The following is a 15,063-nucleotide window of genomic DNA, read 5'->3' as shown; positions in this document are numbered from 1 at the left end:
ACCGACAGAGACGACGACCGCAGAACCGACAGGGACGACGACCGAGGAGGAGACCGCTAGCGACGGGGGCGAATCCGCCCAGTTCGTCAGAAATCCGGAAGAGATTCACCCGACGTTGGTCGAGGCGACGTCGGTCCCCTCAGACGAGGTGTTGCTCGGCTTTCGCCTCGAAGATTCGTCGCTTCCGTTTACGACCGAGGTGTATCACTCTCCGGAGGACGCCGAAATACAGGCCACAGAAACCTACGACACCCGAGATCTCGGCGAAGTCGACCTCCTCCCCGATTCACCAGAGGCGCTCGACACGGTGGACACCGACCACGAGGACATCCACTACGGGACGACGGCCGTCGGTGAGCCGCTGAAGGTGACCCTCGTCGCGCGCCAAGACGAGGAGCCGACCTTCGAGTGGAGCTCGTGGGATCGGTCCGGCTATCCGCACGACGGTCACGAGGAGGATCCCGCGCTGGAAGTTGACTGTTACTGCGGGGGAGACATCTACACCGCTCCCGAGGGTGGCACGTGGGCGCGAGTGATTCAAGTGACGCCGACCGAGCGGGTCGACCCGGGCACGACCATCGCACTCAACTGGACTTCGAGCCGGGTCTGAACTCTCCGGCCGCGACCACATCGAATCGGTAAACTATCCGACTACCGGAAAACCCGACTACCGGAAAGGGTCATACGCGTGCGATCCCAACCACCGATCGATGGCAACGACCCGTTCGCCGTTCATCGTCCTGATGGGATTGATCGCGGTGGCGTTTCTGCCGCTCCTCGTGATGTGGGTTGCAGTCACGGACGTCGGGACGTTCGCGTACTTCGCGGGCTTCGCCCTGTACTTCCTCGTCGCGCACCTCGCGCTGCCGGGGTGGGTCTACCTCGACGCGACTGGGAGGGGAAGCGACTCGGCCATCGGCTGGACCGCGTTCAACTTTTTCGTCCCGTTCGTCGGGTTCGTCGCGTACTACTTTCTCGGCCGACCGGACGCGCCGTACGAGGCGGGTGCCGACGCAGGATTGCGCTGAGGGATTCTCTGTTGAACCGGTGTGTCAGCGGCTCTCCCCGCGCGTCCCCGCGCGGTGCTCGGAGATGATCTGATCGACCATCGACGCCTTCCGCTCCTTCTGTCGCTCCTCGGCGCGGCGCTCCCAGTCGTCGATCGCCGCCTCGACCTCCGACTCGCGGGCGACCGCGAGTTCGTCGACCTCCTGGATCGTGACGTCGGCGGCGGGCGCGACGGGGATGTCGTGCTCGAAGAGGATCTGATCGGCGACTTCCGAGAGGTTTCCGCCGGAGCGGAGGACGACGCGCGGGTCGACGCCCGCCAGCAACTCGGCCGTCGAGCGTCCCGCGCCCGAGGCGTCCCGGAGGAAAATCACGTCGCCAGCGGCCAGTCCGTACTGCTTCTCGGCGGTCTCGATGGCGTCGCGGGTGAACTGGTCGACGATCTTCACCGACACGAGGTCGCCGTCGATGTCGACGTCGGCGAAGTTCGAATGATCGAGTTTCCAGAGTCGCTTCAACCGTTCGAGCTTGTCGTCGAGTTCGTCGTTCTCCGCCTCCAGCGTGTCGACGCGTCGCTGGAGTCGGTCCGTGTCGCGTTCGAGCCGCTTGACTTCGCGGCGCTCTCTGGCCTGGCGGCGCTCCTCGCGCTTCGCCTCCGAGAGCTTCGTCTCGTACTCCGCGATCGTCTCCTCGCGCTCGTCGATCGTCGATTCCAACTCGTCGATGTGCGATTCGAGCCGTTCGACCCGCGTCCGGAGGCGACGGATCTGCTTCTCGTCGTCGGTGAGTTCGCGCTCCTCGTGTTCTGACTCATCTTCCTCCGGCTCCTCGTCGTCCGCGAGGTCGCGGAGGACCGCCTCGACGGACTCCTCGCCAGCGACCACGCGGGAGATGACCTCGCCGCGTTCGAGATCCGGCGGGACCTTCCGCGAGACCCGCTCGAACTGGTCCTCGTGGTCGTCGAGCGCGAACAGCGCCGCCGCGAGCGCGTCTCGCTGGTGGTCGTTCTCGTAGGACGCCTCGCGCGTTCGGTGCAGCTTCTCGTCGACCGGGAGGTCCGAGTTCGGCGTCCAACCCGCCGCGTCGAAGCTCCGTCTGAACTTCTCGACGGTCTCGGGCATCGGCGTCACGTCGGCCGCGACGACGATCGGCCGCCCGCGCTCGATCAGCCACTCGATCACGTCCGCCGTGTCGGCCGTCCGCGTCGAGTAGACGTCGAGGACGCGGCCATCGAGTCCGACGACGGCGGCGGCCGTAGTTGTCCCGGGATCGATCCCGACGACGACGTGGTCACGGCGCTTGACCAGCGGCTCGAACTCGATGCCGTCGTAGCGCTCCCGCTCGATCTCGATTCGGGTGTCGCCGGAGCGCCCCTCCGAGACGGGGATGTCGGTCGGCGGCGCTTGGACGGTGAAGACCGCGTTGGCGTACCCGCCGTACTTCTCCGTCACGTCGACCTCGAAGTCGAGATCGGCCTGTCGGAGGCGCTGTTTCACGTCGCGAGCGCGGCGTTTCACCGAGCCGTGAATCCGCCGCGTGTAGCGGTCCTGGCTCCAGCCGCCCTTCCCGGTGGAGCGCCCGCGGGAGACCTTGACCCTCGTCGTATCGCCGAACGCCGCGACCTCGTAGCCGACGTTGGCGGCCGCCAGTCGCGCCGCCGCCTCGGCCTCCTTCATCGGCTTTTTACCGTACGGAACGCCGTGTCTGGAGGCGACACGCGAGAGCGGTTCGGGCCGCTCGGCACCGGTCACCTGCACCAGTTTCGTCGCCGCCGGGAGCATCCGTAAAAAGTGGATCAGCGCGTCCTTGTCGGCGGCCAGTTCGTACATATTGTCCGTGGCGAGCATCGCCGGTTCCTCCCGGTCGAGGAGTCGCCGGAGCTTCCGGTGGGAGACGACGTCGCGGTCGACGTTCTCGCCGTCGAAGGCGACGAGCGCGTAGGAGGGCGCGTCGCCGCGAACGTCTCCGCTCTGGATGTCCACGCCGAAAACGAGAGAATCGAGGGCACTCGTCCGGTCAGTCACAACCGAGGTAGGTCGGCTGTGAATATATATTCCACGCCGGGGGAGAGAGATTTGACACCGGGGGAGAGATATTCTATGTCGAGGAGGGATATTCTATGTCGTCGAGAGATATTCTATGTCGTCGAGAGATATTCTATGTCGGGAGCGTGTCGCTCTACGCCGATACGCGCGGTCCGGTAGATGAGGTCGCATCTGCGACCGTCCGAACACACGCAGGTCCCGGAATCATTATATATCTCAGGCTGAACATCTGCGTAATCAAACTCGTTATGAAGGACGCGACCGGAGAGCACACGTACCGAACGTATTTTGAGGAGTCTCCGGTGGCAGTGTTCGTCACGGACGAGCGCGGGCGGTACGTCGACGTGAACGAGTCGGCCTGCGAACTCGTCGGATACCAGCGCGAGGAACTGCTCTCGATGTCGATCCCGGACCTGGCGCGTGGGGCGACCGATTCCGAGCGAGTCGAGTCGTTGGAGCGGCTCAGAGACCGCGGACGGGTCCGGGCTGAAGAGATCCTGGTCCACGCGGACGGCCGCGACGTCCACATCCTCTTGGACGCCGTCGCCGTCGCGGGCGATCGATTCGTCGCGTACTGTCAGGACATCACCGATCGGAAACAGTACGAACAACGCGTCAAGGAGCAACGCGACGGACTCGAAGTGCTGAATCAGATGCTCCGACACGACATCCGCAACGATCTGCAGGTGATCACCGGATACGTGACGCTGGCGAGAGAACGGTGTACCGACCCGGATCTCCTCTCGTCCCTCGAAACAGTTCGCCAGCACGCCGATCACGCGGTCGAACTAACCAACGTCGGTCGGGACCTCGCAGAGGTTATGCTGGAAGTCGAGGACCGCCTCCGGCCGGTGGACCTCGAATCCGTGCTCGAACGCGAACTCACCGATATCGTTGCGGCCTATCCCGAGGCGCAGGTGAGTTACAACGAGATCCCGTCCGCGTCGGTCGTCGCCGACGACCTGCTCGGATCGGTCTTCCGAAACCTGTTGAAAAACGCGATCCAGCACAACGACAGCGACACGCCGATGGTGGCCGTCAGGGTGGCCGAGCGCGATGAGACCGTGACGGTCCGAGTGATCGACAACGGACCGGGGATTCCCGACGAGCGAAGGGACGTGATCTTCCAGAAAGGCGAACACAGTGGGGAGAGTCAGGGGATGGGTCTCGGTCTGTATCTCGTCGAAACGCTCGTCGAGACGTACGGCGGAGAGGTCTGGGTCGACGACGCACTCAGTGACAGCCAGCAGCGACTGCGAACTCGGCGGAGCGGCCTTCGCCGTCGAGCTACAGCAAACTTCGTGACCGCAGGTGTCGAAGCGGGAGCCCGGTCAGACGGCCGTGACGGCGATCCGATCAAGAAGCAGTGACGACGGTCCGATCACGCGGCGGTGATCTCGATATGCCACGTCTCCGAGTCCGGACTCGTCGTCTCGTACTCGAACCCGCGCTGTTCGAGCACGTCGTAGAGCGGTTTCGGCTCGAAACTGTTGATCAACAGGAGCGATTCGTCGTCGGAGAGGCCGTCGAGCGCGGCGATAATGTCGTTGAACGGTTCGCCGTCGATTTCGCGGACGTCCAACGACTTCTGCTCCGAACCGTCAGTCGTGTGGGGGCACATAGTCGGAAATACAGGACGCGACATCCTATACCTTAACCCGATCACGTTCGTACTCGGTCGCTCTCGCCGTCGAAGCGCGGGTCACACGATCCGGTTGACGAGGTCGTCCCCGTTTCGGATCCGCGTTACGTTCTCTCGGACGAGCGCTGCGACGTGTCGATAGTATTCGCGAGAGACCGAACCGGCGTGCGGAGTGACGATCACCTCGTCCATCCCCCACAGTGGCGACGATTCGGGGAGCGGTTCCGTCTCAAACACGTCCAGCGCCGCGCCAGCGATCACACCGTCTTCGAGCGCCTCGACGAGCGCGTCCTGATCGACGACGCCCCCGCGACTGACGTTCAGGAGATACGCGTCCTCTCGCATCGCCGCGAAGACGTCCCCGTCGACGAGTCGCTCCGTCTGCTCGGTCAACGGCACCGCGAGCGCGACGAACTTCGCGCCGGAGACGGCTGTTTCCAGATCGGCGGGCGTGTACACGGTGTCGACGCCGGGTTCGGGGACCGGCGTCCGTCGAACCCCGTCCACGTCGAGTCCGAGGCCAGTTAGTCGGTCGACGATCCCCCGACCGAGGCTCCCGAGGCCGACGACGCAGGCGCGTTCGCCAGCGACCGTCCAGGCCTCGTCCCAGTCGGGGCGGACCCACGTGCCCCGCCGCTGGTTTCCGACGTGCGTGTGGAGACGCCGGGCGAACGCGAGCACGTACCCGGCGACGGTCTCGCCGATCGCGTCCCCGTGGACTCCGGTGCTGTTCGTCAGCGCGACACCCTCGGCGCGGAACCGGTCGGTCGGAAAACGATCGACGCCCGCTACGATCGAGTGGACCCAATCGAGATCGAAGTACTGCGCTCGGTGAGCGAACGTAACGATTCCGTCGTAAGAGGCGACCGAATCCGCGGATCCGTCGACGATATCGATCTGGACCGGAGACGGCTGAAGCGCGTCTCGCAGTCGCTCCGGCGGGAACAGCACCGAAACCGATTCGTCGATTCCGAGGCTTTCGAGTACCATAGACTGCCGTACGTGCGAACGGCTTAAAAAGAGAGACCGCGAGGAGTACTTCCGCACACCCCACGGCCTACTCGTCGTCGGGGAACGGGATCTCGAACGTCCGGCCATCGTTCGGGACGAACGCCTCGTCGCCGTCGAACGTCTCGCGCGCCTCGCGTTCGATCGGACTCGCGTCGGCGGCGTACCGCGAGGAGATGTGCGTGAGCGCGAGAGACGTCGCCCCGGCCCGGTTCGCGATCTCGGCCGCTTCGCGTCCCGTCGAGTGCCCCGTCTGCCGCGCTCTGTCGGCCCACTCGTCCCCGAAGGTGGCGTCGTGGACGAGGAGGTCCGGTTCGTCGACGACCTCGACGGTCGCGTCCACGGGGCGCGTGTCACCGGTGTAGACGAAGCGCCGCCCGGGACGGGGATCGCCGACCACCTGTTCCGGTTCGATCACCCGCCCGTCGTCGAGTTCGATCGTTTCGCCGTTGTGGAGGCGGCCGAACTGCGGCCCGACCGGGACGCCGAGCGCTTCGGCCTTCTCGCGGTCGAACCGACCGCGTCTGTCGTCTTCGACGAGCGCGTACCCGACCGAACTGGTAGTACGGTGCGTCGTCTCGAACGTCCGGACCTCGTACTCGTCGGCGGCGAGCGCGACCGTTCCGGGACGAACCTCGCGGACGGTAAGCGGGAAGTCGGGTCGGTAGCCGCCAGCCTCGACGAGCCGTTTCAAGTGTCGCTTCGATCCCGGGGGACCGTAGACCGCGAGCGGGTCCTCGCGGTCGTTGAAGTCCATCGTCTGAACGAGACCGGGAATCCCGAGGACGTGGTCGCCGTGGAGGTGCGTGACGAACAGGTGCGAGACCGAGAACCCCGTCCCGAACCGCATCATCTGCCGCTGGGTCCCCTCGCCGCAGTCGAACAACAGGCGTTCGCCCTCGCGTTCGACGAAGAAGGCGCTCGGTCCCCGCTGGGTCGTCGGTACGGCCCCGCCAGTCCCGAGAAACGTCACGCGCATCGACATACGTTTCCTGAGAGGCGACAGGGTAAACGCGTGTCGGATCCGCGTCCCGTCGCCGACGTAGCTTTTTGTGACCGCCGGACGCATCCACGAGTATGGACGGTGGTCCCGGCTCGCGAACGGACCGTTGGTGGGACGAGACCTCCGGCGACGCCGACGATCCGGTCGTCGGAGCCACGGCGCTGTTGGTACTCGGAGCGGGGCTCGGATCGCTGTTCGGCGTGCCGGTTCTCGCGGCGGTCGATTTCTGGATCATCTTCGTCGTCGGGTACGCGGTGTTGGTCCCGCTCGTGTCGCTCCTTCGGGGGGCGTCCGATACCGACGACGGGAACGAAGAGCGCCAGCGGTTCGCATCCGAGGAGAGTCGGGGCGCTGGAGACCACACGACCGAGGATGTCGATGCCGCGCTCGCACGCCTCCGAGAGCGGTACGCGCGCGGTGATCTCTCCGACGAGCAGTTCGAGCGGAAGTTGGAAGTGCTCCTGGAGACGGATATCCCCGAGAACGCACGCGAACGCATCGGTCGGCGTCGACCCGAATACGAGGCTGATCGGACGGAGCGGGTCGACCCCGAACGCGAGCGCTCGCCGTAGCGCCCGCGGAGAGAGGGAGAGTTTCTTACCCTCCCGTCGACTACCCGACGCTAATGGACGCGCCCCTGTGGACCGAAAAGCACGCGCCGTCGCTCGCGGAACTGCCGCAAGCGGAAGTTCGAGAGCGACTCTCTCGAACCGTGGACCAACCGATGAACCTCGTCGTTCAGGGGCCCGCAGGCGTCGGCAAGACCGCCGCCGTGCGCGCGCTAGCCCGCGAGGCGCACGAGGATCCCGACGCCGACTTAGTCGAGATCAACGTCGCTGACTTCTTCAGCCGGACAAAGAAAGAGATCCGCGATGACCCGCGGTTTTCGCGCTTCTTACAGGGGCAGACCGAGTTCTCGAAGCAGTATCGCCGCGGCGGGAAGGGGAACAAGTACAAGCGCGAGTGGTCCAAGCGCGATATGATCTCGCACGTGATGCAGGAGCTCTCCTCGTATCAACCCGCTTCGGGGACGTACAAGACCGTCCTCTTGGACAACGCCGAGACCATCCGCGAGGACTTCCAGCAGGCGCTCCGTCGCGTGATGGAACAGTACCACCGGAACACGCAGTTCGTGATCACGACGCGGCAGCCCTCGAAGCTCATCCCGCCGATCCGCTCGCGGTGTTTCCCGGTTCCCGTGCGCGCGCCGACGACCGACGAGATCGAGACGGTGCTCGCGACCATCGCGGAGGCGGAAGGCGTCGACGCCGACGCGATGGCGCTGAACCTCATCGCCTCGAAGGCCGACGGCGACCTCCGTTATGCGGTTCTCGCGGCCCAGCGCGCCGCCGTCGAGGGCGACGGAGCGATCAGCGTCGAATCGGTGGGAACCGCGCTCTCGGAGGCGGGCCACGACGACGCGCTGAAATCAGTGCTCGACGCCGCCGCGGCGGGGGAGATTCCAGACGCCAGAAAGCAGTTGACCACGCTCCTCGACGACGAGGGATTCGGCGGGCAGGAACTCCTCACGGAACTCCTGCACGTCGCCGACACCTACCCCGAGGAGTTCGGCGAACGGAACCTGATCCGTCTCCACCGACTCGCCGGGAGCGTCGATCTCGACCTCGCGGAGGGCAACGACGGCCGATTGCACCTCACCCACCTCTTGGCCGCGTGGGCGGGCGGCCAGTCCGAACTCGACGGGGAGGCGTTCGCCTAGATGCGCTTCGCGCCGGGCGTGCGGCGGTTCGCGGTTCCGGCGTTCGCGGCCGCCGCGGTACTCTCGCTGCTCGCCTCGCCGTTCGCGATCGTCGCGCTCGCGGTCGGCGGCTTCGTGATGTGGTTCTTCCGCGACCCCGAGCGCCGTCCCTCCGGCCCCGGCGTCGTCTCGCCCGCGGAGGGGCACGTCTCCGTCGTCCGCGAGGAGGGCGACCAGCTTCGAGTGGGCGTGTTCATGAACGTGACCGACGTCCACGTGAACCGCGCGCCGTTCGAGGGGCGCGTCGAGCGCGTCACCCACCGACCGGGAAAGCACCTCCCCGCGTTTTCGAAGGAATCGGAGCGAAACGAACGCGTCGACGTCGACGTCGCGACCGAGGAGGGACCGGCCGAACTCTCGCTGATCGCTGGCGCGTTCGCCCGGCGAATCCACCCGTACGTCGAGCGCGGCGACGACCTCGCGCGCGCCCAGCGGATCGGCCACATCGACTTCGGCTCGCGCGCGGACGTCCTCCTGCCGCCGCCGTACGACCGCGGGGATCTGCTGGTCGAGGAAGGAGATCGCGTCCGGGCGGGAGAATCGATCGTCGCGGCGAAAGAACGGTAACGGACGCCGTGGCGAAAGAACGGTGACGGACGCCGGAGACACGCCACGGGAGAGAACGCCGCAACCGGCTTTTCGTCTCGGGTCGACGAGGTGTCGACAGAGTTGATCAGATCTTCCAGTGGGTGAAGTGGATCCGACGGGTCGAAGTCCGCCGCCGCGACGACCCGGCACAGTGGCTCGTGACCCCGATCAGCGGCTTCGAGTAACGCCACGGCGAGCCCGGATCCAACCACGAGTGCGAATTAGGTCCGAGCCCCCCAGCCGCTACGGCCGATCTAGGACGTGAACGTACCGAACCAGCGACCGGTGAACGCGGCGCTCGAACTGCGCGGTGACCGTCCACCCGGCCTCTCTGGCTGCTGCCTCCCACGAGCGGTCGGCGACGAGGACGCACGCGGGAGCGACCCGCGCCGCCTCGGTGAGCGCGCCGCCGACGAGATCCGCCAGTTCGTGTCCGGCGATCTTCGACTGGCGGCCGTAGGGCGCGTCGAAGACGACCGCGTCGACGGCGTCGTCTACGAGAGGCAGTTCCGTGGCGTCGCCGCGAACGACGTCCCAAGGAGATGAAAGGTAGTAGTCGAGGTTCTGCGCCGCGCCGCGGGCCATCTTCCGCTGGGCGTCGGAGCCGACGGCCCGCGCGCCGACGAGTCCCGCTTCGATCAGCAGGCCGCCGGTGCCGCACATCGGGTCCAGGACCGTCGCGTCCGGGAGCGACGCCCCGGCGGCGAGGTTGACGTACGCGCGGGCGTCCATCGGGGCCATACTGCCCGGTTGGAAGAAGGGTCGATCCGTGGGCGCGCGCGAGCCGAACGCCGCGTCGCGCTCGGCAGCGGCCCAGCCGAGGAGGCAGATCTCCTCCGAGAAGCAGACCCGGAGTTCGTGATCGGGGTCGTCGAGATCGACGTCGAAGCCGCGGTCGACGAGCACGCCGCCCAGCGTTCGCTCCGCCTCGGACGTGCTCGCGTCGGCCGTGCCGCGGACGTTTCGAGCCCGGACCGCGACGGTTCCCGACCGCTCGAACGACGCGGCGGTCAGGGTGGCGGCTGCGTCCGACACCGACGCCGCCGCTCGCCCGACGAGTTCGGAGACGTGGCGGGTGTAGGCGAGCGCAGGAACTCGGTCCAGCCGCACCCCGCGGGCCGTCGCGAGCCCCGGCGCGACGCGCTCGACCGCGGAGGCGGCCGCTCGCTGGGCTTCCAGGGCGGCGAACGCCTCGTCGTCGGCCTCACCAGCGAGCTCCAGATAGTACACGGCCGAACCTGGGGAGGGTCGCAAATCAGGGTGTCGAATCTTCGGACAGCGGTGCGGTAGTTGCGATGAGTAGTCGTCCATACCGAGGGAAGATCGGCCGACGGCCCGCACCAACCTTTTTAAACCTTAAATACATCGTTTAAGTCGTTATAATGAGCGACCCCAAGGACACGATCAACATCGAGAACGTCGTCGCCTCCACCGGGATCGGTCAGGAGCTCGATCTCCAGAGCGTGGCGATGGATCTTGAAGGCGCGGACTACGACCCCGAGCAGTTTCCCGGTCTCGTCTACCGGACGCAGAATCCGAAGTCGGCGGCGCTCATCTTCCGTTCTGGCAAGATCGTCTGCACCGGTGCGAAGTCGACCGACGACGTCCACGAGAGCCTCCACATCGTCTTCGACAAACTCCGCGAGCTGAAGATCCCCGTGGATGACGACCCAGAGATCACGGTCCAGAACATCGTCACGTCCGCGGACCTCGGTCGAAATCTCAACCTCAACGCCATCGCCATCGGTCTGGGTCTCGAAAACATCGAGTACGAGCCCGAGCAGTTCCCCGGACTGGTCTATCGACTCGACGAACCCTCCGTCGTCGCGCTGCTGTTCGGCTCCGGGAAACTCGTCATCACCGGCGGGAAAGCGCCTGACGACGCCCGCGAGGCGGTCGACGTTATCGTGTCCCGGCTGAACGATCTCGGTCTGCTCGACGGCTGAGCGTCGGTTCGTTTTCAGATGTTGGTCCCACTGCAGGCCGCGGACGGAACGCCGCTCGCGATCGCGGGGACGTTCGCGATCTTCGCGCTCTTCCTCTCTGTTACCGCGCACATCGCCGCTCGCAACGTCCTCGGAGACGTCCCAATCAGAAACGGTTTCCTCATCGGTCCAGTTCCGGCGGCGGTGAGCATCATCGTCTCGACGTTCGCCGCGAGCGATGCGATCCTGTTCGGCGGACTGCTCGTCGCGATCGTCCTCGACGGATTGGCGATCGGGTACGTTTACGGCGAGTCACGGACGCTCTCGGCGTACATCACGCTGATCCATTTCGTCGTCAGTGTCATCCTCGGGACGGTCCTCGTCGGAGTCTGGCTGCTCGCGACGAGCGCGCCCGCGTGAGACGGGAGCGGAAAGCGAATCGAACGCGGACCTCTACTCCACCAGCCGCTCGATCTCGGTGACGAGGATGCCGGACGCGCCGACGGCCTTCAGGTCGTTGACGACCTCGAAGACGTCCCGCTCGTCGACGACGACGTGTACGGCGACGGTGTCGTCGCCAGCGACGTCCATCACCGTCGGGCCGCCCAGTCCGGGGATGACTTCGCGGACGTCGTCGAGTCGGTCTCGGGGCGCGTTCATCATCACGTAGCGCTTGTTCTCGGCGGCGAGGACGGATTTGAACGCCGTCACAAGCTGTTCGACCTTCGGATCGTCGGCGTGATCGGGGTGCGCGTAGAGCCGAACCGAGGATTCGAGCACGTCGTCGACGATCGCGAGGCGGTTCATCCGCAGCGTCGTCCCCGTCGAGGTGATGTCGACGATTGCGTCGGCCATCTCGACGTGCGGCGTCAGTTCGGTCGCGCCGGTCACCTCGACCACGTCGGCATCGATTCCCTCGCGTTCGAGGTACTCGCGGGTGATCTGCGGGAACTCGGTCGCGACGCTCTTGCCAGCCACGTCGTCGGGGTCCGTGATGTCGCCGTCCTCGGGCGCGGCGAGGACGAGTCGGCAGCGGCCGAATTCCAGGTCGACGAGTTCGACGAGGTCGCGGCCGGACTCGACGACCTGATCGCGGCCGGTGATGCCGACCGCCGCAGCCCCGTCCCAGACGTACTCGGGAATATCGGCCGCGCGGGCGAACAGCACGCTCACGTCGGGATCGACGGTGTCGGCGTACAGCTTTCTGTCCGCGGCGCTCTCGATGTGGAGTCCGGCCCGTTCGAGGAGGTCGACGCTCGGATCGTGCAGGCGGCCCTTGTTGGGCACGGCGATGCGCATACCGACACCTCACGCGCCCGCGACCTACCACTTTCGCTCGTGGACCGGGTCCCCCGCGAGCGACGACCACCGAGGTGGGCAGCGGATAGCGACGAACCAGCCGCCGCGGGAGCGATTGAAAGGGACCGGGGGCTTTCGAGGTCGCCTCCGGAACACCGGCATCAAGAGCGATTGATGAGTCGCATAGAGGCACAACGATCATAGGCGCGGGCGTTGATTCGCCGGTATGACCGACCACAGCGACGACGCGCGGGCCGACGGGGGGAACGGAGCCGCTGACGTAAGCGACCGAACCGCCGCCGTCTCCCGCGAGACGGCCGAGACGACGATCGACGTGACGCTGGCGATCGACGGCGACGGCGACAGCGCCGTCGAAACCGGAATCGGCTTCTTCGACCATATGCTCGAAGCGTTCGCGAAGCACGGGCTGTTCGACCTGACGGTGCAGTGCGACGGGGATCTGGAGATCGACGACCACCACACCGTCGAGGACGTCGCGATCGTGCTCGGAGAGGCCTTCACGGAGGCGCTCGACGACAAGCGCGGCATCGTCCGCTACGCCGACCGGAAGGTCCCGCTGGACGAGGCGGTCGCGGGCGTCGTCGTCGACGTCAGCGGACGGCCGCACTTCGACTTCGACGGCGCGTTCTCCCAGGCGCAGATCGGCGGTTTCACGAGCGATATGGCCCGGCACTTCGCGTACTCGCTGGCGATGAACGCGGGGTTGACGCTGCACGCGGAAGTAACGGGCGTCAACGCCCACCACGAGGTCGAGGCGTTGTTCAAGGCGCTCGCGCGAGCGCTCGACGATGCGACGCGGATCGATCCGCGGCGCAGCGACACGCCGAGTACGAAAGGGAAGCTGTAGCGCGACTTTTTGCGGGCAGGCTCAGTCTTTGCGCAGCGTCCCGTCCTCGTCGGTGAGCACGCCGCGGTCGACGGCGTGGTCCAGAATCCGATCGACCTGAGCGTCGTCGAGTTGGTAGGCGCTCCCGGCGAGTTCGACGACGGCGCTCCGTTCGACGGGGAACTCCCGGTTCCCGAGCAGCCGCATCACGGTGCGGAAGTCCTCGGGTTCCTCGCCGACGCCGCTCCCACCGGGGCTCGGAGGCGTCCCGCGGGGCGGTTCCTCGCGGGACGGATCGCTTCCCGGCGCGGTGGGGTCGCGAGCGGGTGCGTCGCGACCGTCGGTTCCGCCGCCGGGCGTATCGACGCGGTCGGCCTCTCCGCCGCTGGACGTAGCGACGCCATCGGCAGCGACGTCGCCGTCGCGGACGCGCGTTCGCTCCGCTTCGACCCCCGCTTCCGACGGGGTCTCCTCGGCTTCGTCGGGCTCCTGAAAGCCGTCGTACTCGGCGATATCCGTGAATCCCTCGGGAGCGTTGAATCCGCTCGTCGGGACGGCCCTACTCGGCGAGTCAGACGGCGTCGAGGGATCGGACTCCCCCGCCGACTCGGCAGTATGCGATTTCTCGGCGTCGACCGCGTCCGAGGGCGAGAAATCGGCGTCCGGCGTCGGTTCCGCAGTCGGCGCAGAGTCCGCGTCCCGGTCGACACCCAGCCGCGAGAGGAGCGGGTCGACGACGGTTTCGAGCGTTTCCAGGCAGTCCGCGCAGAGGACGACCCGTCGCTGTTCGGCCTCCGTCGGCGACAGTTCGGGCGGAATCGCCTCGTAGATGCCCGCGGCGTCCTCCCCGCAGAAGTCACAGTTCCGGAGTTGGCGCATCGGCATAGTCGTGTCTCCGCGTGCGGCGGAGTAAAAGTATTCGACCGAGCGAGCGCCGTCTCGGCGCGGTCTCTACGCGGTCTCGACAGGCCCGCCGCGCTCGGTCCACTCGGTGAGGCTCCCCTCGTAGAATCCGACGTCCTCGTAGCCCGACGACCGCAGGACAATGTAGGTGTGGCTGATCCGTCGGGCGGTGTTGCAGTAGAGGATCACGCGCTTGTCGGGCGTCACGCCGACAGTGGCGAGAATATCGGCACGTTCCGCCTCCGGCTTCAGCCCGCGCGTCTCGTCGTCGACGAGTTCCCGCCAGTCGAGGTTGACCGCGCCGGGGAGGTGGCCCTCGTCGTACTCCTCGGGGTCGCGGGTGTCGACGACCACGGTCTCCGGGTCCGCAAGCGCGTCGTGGACGGTTTCGTAGTCGACGAGCGGTGAGTGCTCGGGGCCGCGAACCGCGTACTCGGTTTCCGTGGGTGACGACGGCTCACTGGTCGTTTCGTGCGCCCGGTTCCACGCGCTGAAGTCGCCGTCGAGCAGGTGCAGTCGATCCGGCGGGTGGCCGTACAGCTCCGCCGTGACCAGAAACCGCGCCGCGAACACGCCGTGGGTGTCGTCGTAGGCGACGACGTCGTCGTCGGGGCCGACGCCCGCGGCCGAGAGGAGCGATTCCCACGTCTCCGCGCCGGGGAGCATCCCCTCGTCGCCCGCCTCGCTGCGGAACGTCTCGAAGGGGATGTTCTGCGCGCCGGGAACGTGCCCGATTCCGTCGAACTCCCACGCGTCCCGAACGTCGACCACCCGCACCTCGTCGAGCCTGTCGGCCAGCCAATCGGCCGAGACGACGACGTTTTCGTACATATTACCCAGTACCGGCGGCCGACTCTTCAACGTGGCCGATTGGACCCGCATTCGCCCGGTGTCAGAGAAGGAAGACAATATTGCCGGTAGTTTCGCTGAGGAGACGGACTTCGATCTTCCTGGGGAGGACCTACCACTCGAACCGTCTGTCACGTTCGATTGATGCGGCAATAATTTCTGGATAATGGGAGGATGGGCAGTACGC

General features: G+C 66.4%; 17 protein-coding genes. 9 read left to right on the top strand and 8 right to left on the bottom strand.

Annotation, left to right across the window (positions count from 1 at the left end; translation table 11 throughout):
• Together FJT57_RS10135 and FJT57_RS10130 are read left to right on the top strand one after the other, a co-directional pair.
• Positions 1-610 (top strand): hypothetical protein (locus tag FJT57_RS10135; protein WP_238993969.1); only part of this gene is annotated, 610 nt, incomplete at its 5' end.
• 100 nt (positions 611-710) lie between these two features.
• On the top strand, positions 711-1,028 hold the full coding sequence (locus FJT57_RS10130; protein ID WP_144904792.1) for a PLDc N-terminal domain-containing protein: 318 nt from the start codon (positions 711-713) through the stop codon (positions 1,026-1,028).
• A 24-nt stretch (positions 1,029-1,052) separates the two neighbouring features.
• On the opposite strand, the gene FJT57_RS10125 is transcribed toward FJT57_RS10130, so the two are convergent.
• Positions 1,053-3,032: a DUF460 domain-containing protein gene (locus tag FJT57_RS10125; protein ID WP_144904790.1), complete on the bottom strand. Its 1,980-nt coding sequence runs from the start codon at positions 3,030-3,032 to the stop codon at positions 1,053-1,055.
• 269 nt (positions 3,033-3,301) lie between these two features.
• Here FJT57_RS10125 and FJT57_RS10120 point away from each other — a divergent pair, with 269 nt between their 5' ends.
• Entirely contained in the window at positions 3,302-4,423 is a 1,122-nt protein-coding gene (locus FJT57_RS10120; protein WP_162524331.1) for a PAS domain S-box protein, read from the top strand.
• Positions 4,424-4,434: 11 nt separating this feature from the next.
• Here FJT57_RS10120 and FJT57_RS10115 read toward each other — a convergent pair whose 3' ends face one another.
• From FJT57_RS10115 to rnz, 3 genes are all read right to left on the bottom strand, one after another.
• Positions 4,435-4,674 carry a DUF2249 domain-containing protein gene (locus tag FJT57_RS10115; RefSeq protein WP_144904785.1) on the bottom strand — a complete coding sequence of 80 codons (240 nt, stop codon included), beginning with the start codon at positions 4,672-4,674 and terminating at the stop codon, positions 4,435-4,437.
• A gap of 81 nt (positions 4,675-4,755) precedes the next feature.
• Positions 4,756-5,685, bottom strand: a complete 930-nt coding sequence (gene ddh, locus FJT57_RS10110; RefSeq protein ID WP_144904783.1) for a D-2-hydroxyacid dehydrogenase — start codon at positions 5,683-5,685, stop codon at positions 4,756-4,758.
• A 67-nt stretch (positions 5,686-5,752) separates the two neighbouring features.
• A complete protein-coding gene (gene rnz, locus FJT57_RS10105; protein WP_345775903.1) occupies positions 5,753-6,682 on the bottom strand; it encodes a ribonuclease Z in 930 nt (309 codons plus the stop codon).
• 98 nt (positions 6,683-6,780) lie between these two features.
• Between rnz and FJT57_RS10100 the strand changes: the two genes are divergently transcribed.
• From FJT57_RS10100 to FJT57_RS10090, 3 genes are read left to right on the top strand one after another with little or no spacing between them, the layout of a single operon-like run.
• On the top strand, positions 6,781-7,278 hold the full coding sequence (locus FJT57_RS10100) for an SHOCT domain-containing protein (RefSeq protein WP_144904779.1): 498 nt from the start codon (positions 6,781-6,783) through the stop codon (positions 7,276-7,278).
• A 53-nt stretch (positions 7,279-7,331) separates the two neighbouring features.
• Positions 7,332-8,426, top strand: a complete 1,095-nt coding sequence (locus FJT57_RS10095; RefSeq protein ID WP_144904777.1) for an AAA family ATPase — start codon at positions 7,332-7,334, stop codon at positions 8,424-8,426.
• A complete protein-coding gene (locus FJT57_RS10090; protein WP_144904775.1) occupies positions 8,427-9,032 on the top strand; it encodes a protein sorting system archaetidylserine decarboxylase in 606 nt (201 codons plus the stop codon).
• A gap of 264 nt (positions 9,033-9,296) precedes the next feature.
• On the opposite strand, the gene FJT57_RS10085 is transcribed toward FJT57_RS10090, so the two are convergent.
• Positions 9,297-10,283, bottom strand: a complete 987-nt coding sequence (locus FJT57_RS10085; RefSeq protein WP_238993968.1) for a methyltransferase domain-containing protein — start codon at positions 10,281-10,283, stop codon at positions 9,297-9,299.
• A 152-nt stretch (positions 10,284-10,435) separates the two neighbouring features.
• Between FJT57_RS10085 and FJT57_RS10080 the strand changes: the two genes are divergently transcribed.
• Complete coding sequence (locus tag FJT57_RS10080) at positions 10,436-10,999, top strand: TATA-box-binding protein (RefSeq protein WP_144904772.1); 564 nt, start codon at positions 10,436-10,438, stop codon at positions 10,997-10,999.
• An 18-nt stretch (positions 11,000-11,017) separates the two neighbouring features.
• Complete coding sequence (locus FJT57_RS10075) at positions 11,018-11,398, top strand: DUF7473 family protein (RefSeq protein ID WP_144904770.1); 381 nt, start codon at positions 11,018-11,020, stop codon at positions 11,396-11,398.
• Positions 11,399-11,431: 33 nt separating this feature from the next.
• Here FJT57_RS10075 and hisG read toward each other — a convergent pair whose 3' ends face one another.
• Positions 11,432-12,277, bottom strand: a complete 846-nt coding sequence (gene hisG / locus FJT57_RS10070; RefSeq protein WP_144904768.1) for an ATP phosphoribosyltransferase — start codon at positions 12,275-12,277, stop codon at positions 11,432-11,434.
• A gap of 226 nt (positions 12,278-12,503) precedes the next feature.
• On the opposite strand from hisG, the gene hisB reads away from it, so the two are divergent.
• Positions 12,504-13,145 (top strand): imidazoleglycerol-phosphate dehydratase HisB, encoded by a 642-nt coding sequence (gene hisB / locus FJT57_RS10065; RefSeq protein WP_144904766.1) that lies wholly within the window; start codon positions 12,504-12,506, stop codon positions 13,143-13,145.
• Between the two features lie 21 nt (positions 13,146-13,166).
• Here hisB and FJT57_RS10060 read toward each other — a convergent pair whose 3' ends face one another.
• Together FJT57_RS10060 and FJT57_RS10055 are read right to left on the bottom strand one after the other, a co-directional pair.
• Complete coding sequence (locus tag FJT57_RS10060) at positions 13,167-14,009, bottom strand: ICP22 family protein (protein ID WP_144904764.1); 843 nt, start codon at positions 14,007-14,009, stop codon at positions 13,167-13,169.
• A gap of 66 nt (positions 14,010-14,075) precedes the next feature.
• Positions 14,076-14,858 (bottom strand): sulfurtransferase, encoded by a 783-nt coding sequence (locus FJT57_RS10055; protein ID WP_144904762.1) that lies wholly within the window; start codon positions 14,856-14,858, stop codon positions 14,076-14,078.
• Positions 14,859-15,063: the final 205 nt, after the last annotated feature.

It is taken from the genome of Halobellus captivus, from assembly GCF_007655485.1.
Taxonomy (GTDB): domain Archaea; phylum Halobacteriota; class Halobacteria; order Halobacteriales; family Haloferacaceae; genus Haloquadratum; species Haloquadratum captivum.
Note: the sequence above shows the minus strand (reverse complement) of the source record. Positions and strands in the feature narration are given on the sequence as shown.

Bases quoted from the DNA above. Each gene is read 5' to 3' on its own strand.
- ddh (WP_144904783.1), bottom strand. From the start codon at position 5,685: ATGGTACTCGAAAGCCTCGGAATCGACGAATCGGTTTCGGTGCTGTTC.
- FJT57_RS10095 (WP_144904777.1), top strand. From the start codon at position 7,332: ATGGACGCGCCCCTGTGGACCGAAAAGCACGCGCCGTCGCTCGCGGAA.
- FJT57_RS10075 (WP_144904770.1), top strand. From the start codon at position 11,018: ATGTTGGTCCCACTGCAGGCCGCGGACGGAACGCCGCTCGCGATCGCG.
- FJT57_RS10055 (WP_144904762.1), bottom strand. From the start codon at position 14,858: ATGTACGAAAACGTCGTCGTCTCGGCCGATTGGCTGGCCGACAGGCTC.
- FJT57_RS10130 (WP_144904792.1), top strand. From the start codon at position 711: ATGGCAACGACCCGTTCGCCGTTCATCGTCCTGATGGGATTGATCGCG.
- rnz (WP_345775903.1), bottom strand. From the start codon at position 6,682: ATGCGCGTGACGTTTCTCGGGACTGGCGGGGCCGTACCGACGACCCAG.
- FJT57_RS10120 (WP_162524331.1), top strand. From the start codon at position 3,302: ATGAAGGACGCGACCGGAGAGCACACGTACCGAACGTATTTTGAGGAG.
- FJT57_RS10115 (WP_144904785.1), bottom strand. From the start codon at position 4,674: ATGTGCCCCCACACGACTGACGGTTCGGAGCAGAAGTCGTTGGACGTC.
- FJT57_RS10100 (WP_144904779.1), top strand. From the start codon at position 6,781: ATGGACGGTGGTCCCGGCTCGCGAACGGACCGTTGGTGGGACGAGACC.
- FJT57_RS10080 (WP_144904772.1), top strand. From the start codon at position 10,436: ATGAGCGACCCCAAGGACACGATCAACATCGAGAACGTCGTCGCCTCC.
- FJT57_RS10060 (WP_144904764.1), bottom strand. From the start codon at position 14,009: ATGCCGATGCGCCAACTCCGGAACTGTGACTTCTGCGGGGAGGACGCC.
- FJT57_RS10090 (WP_144904775.1), top strand. From the start codon at position 8,427: ATGCGCTTCGCGCCGGGCGTGCGGCGGTTCGCGGTTCCGGCGTTCGCG.
- hisG (WP_144904768.1), bottom strand. From the start codon at position 12,277: ATGCGCATCGCCGTGCCCAACAAGGGCCGCCTGCACGATCCGAGCGTC.
- hisB (WP_144904766.1), top strand. From the start codon at position 12,504: ATGACCGACCACAGCGACGACGCGCGGGCCGACGGGGGGAACGGAGCC.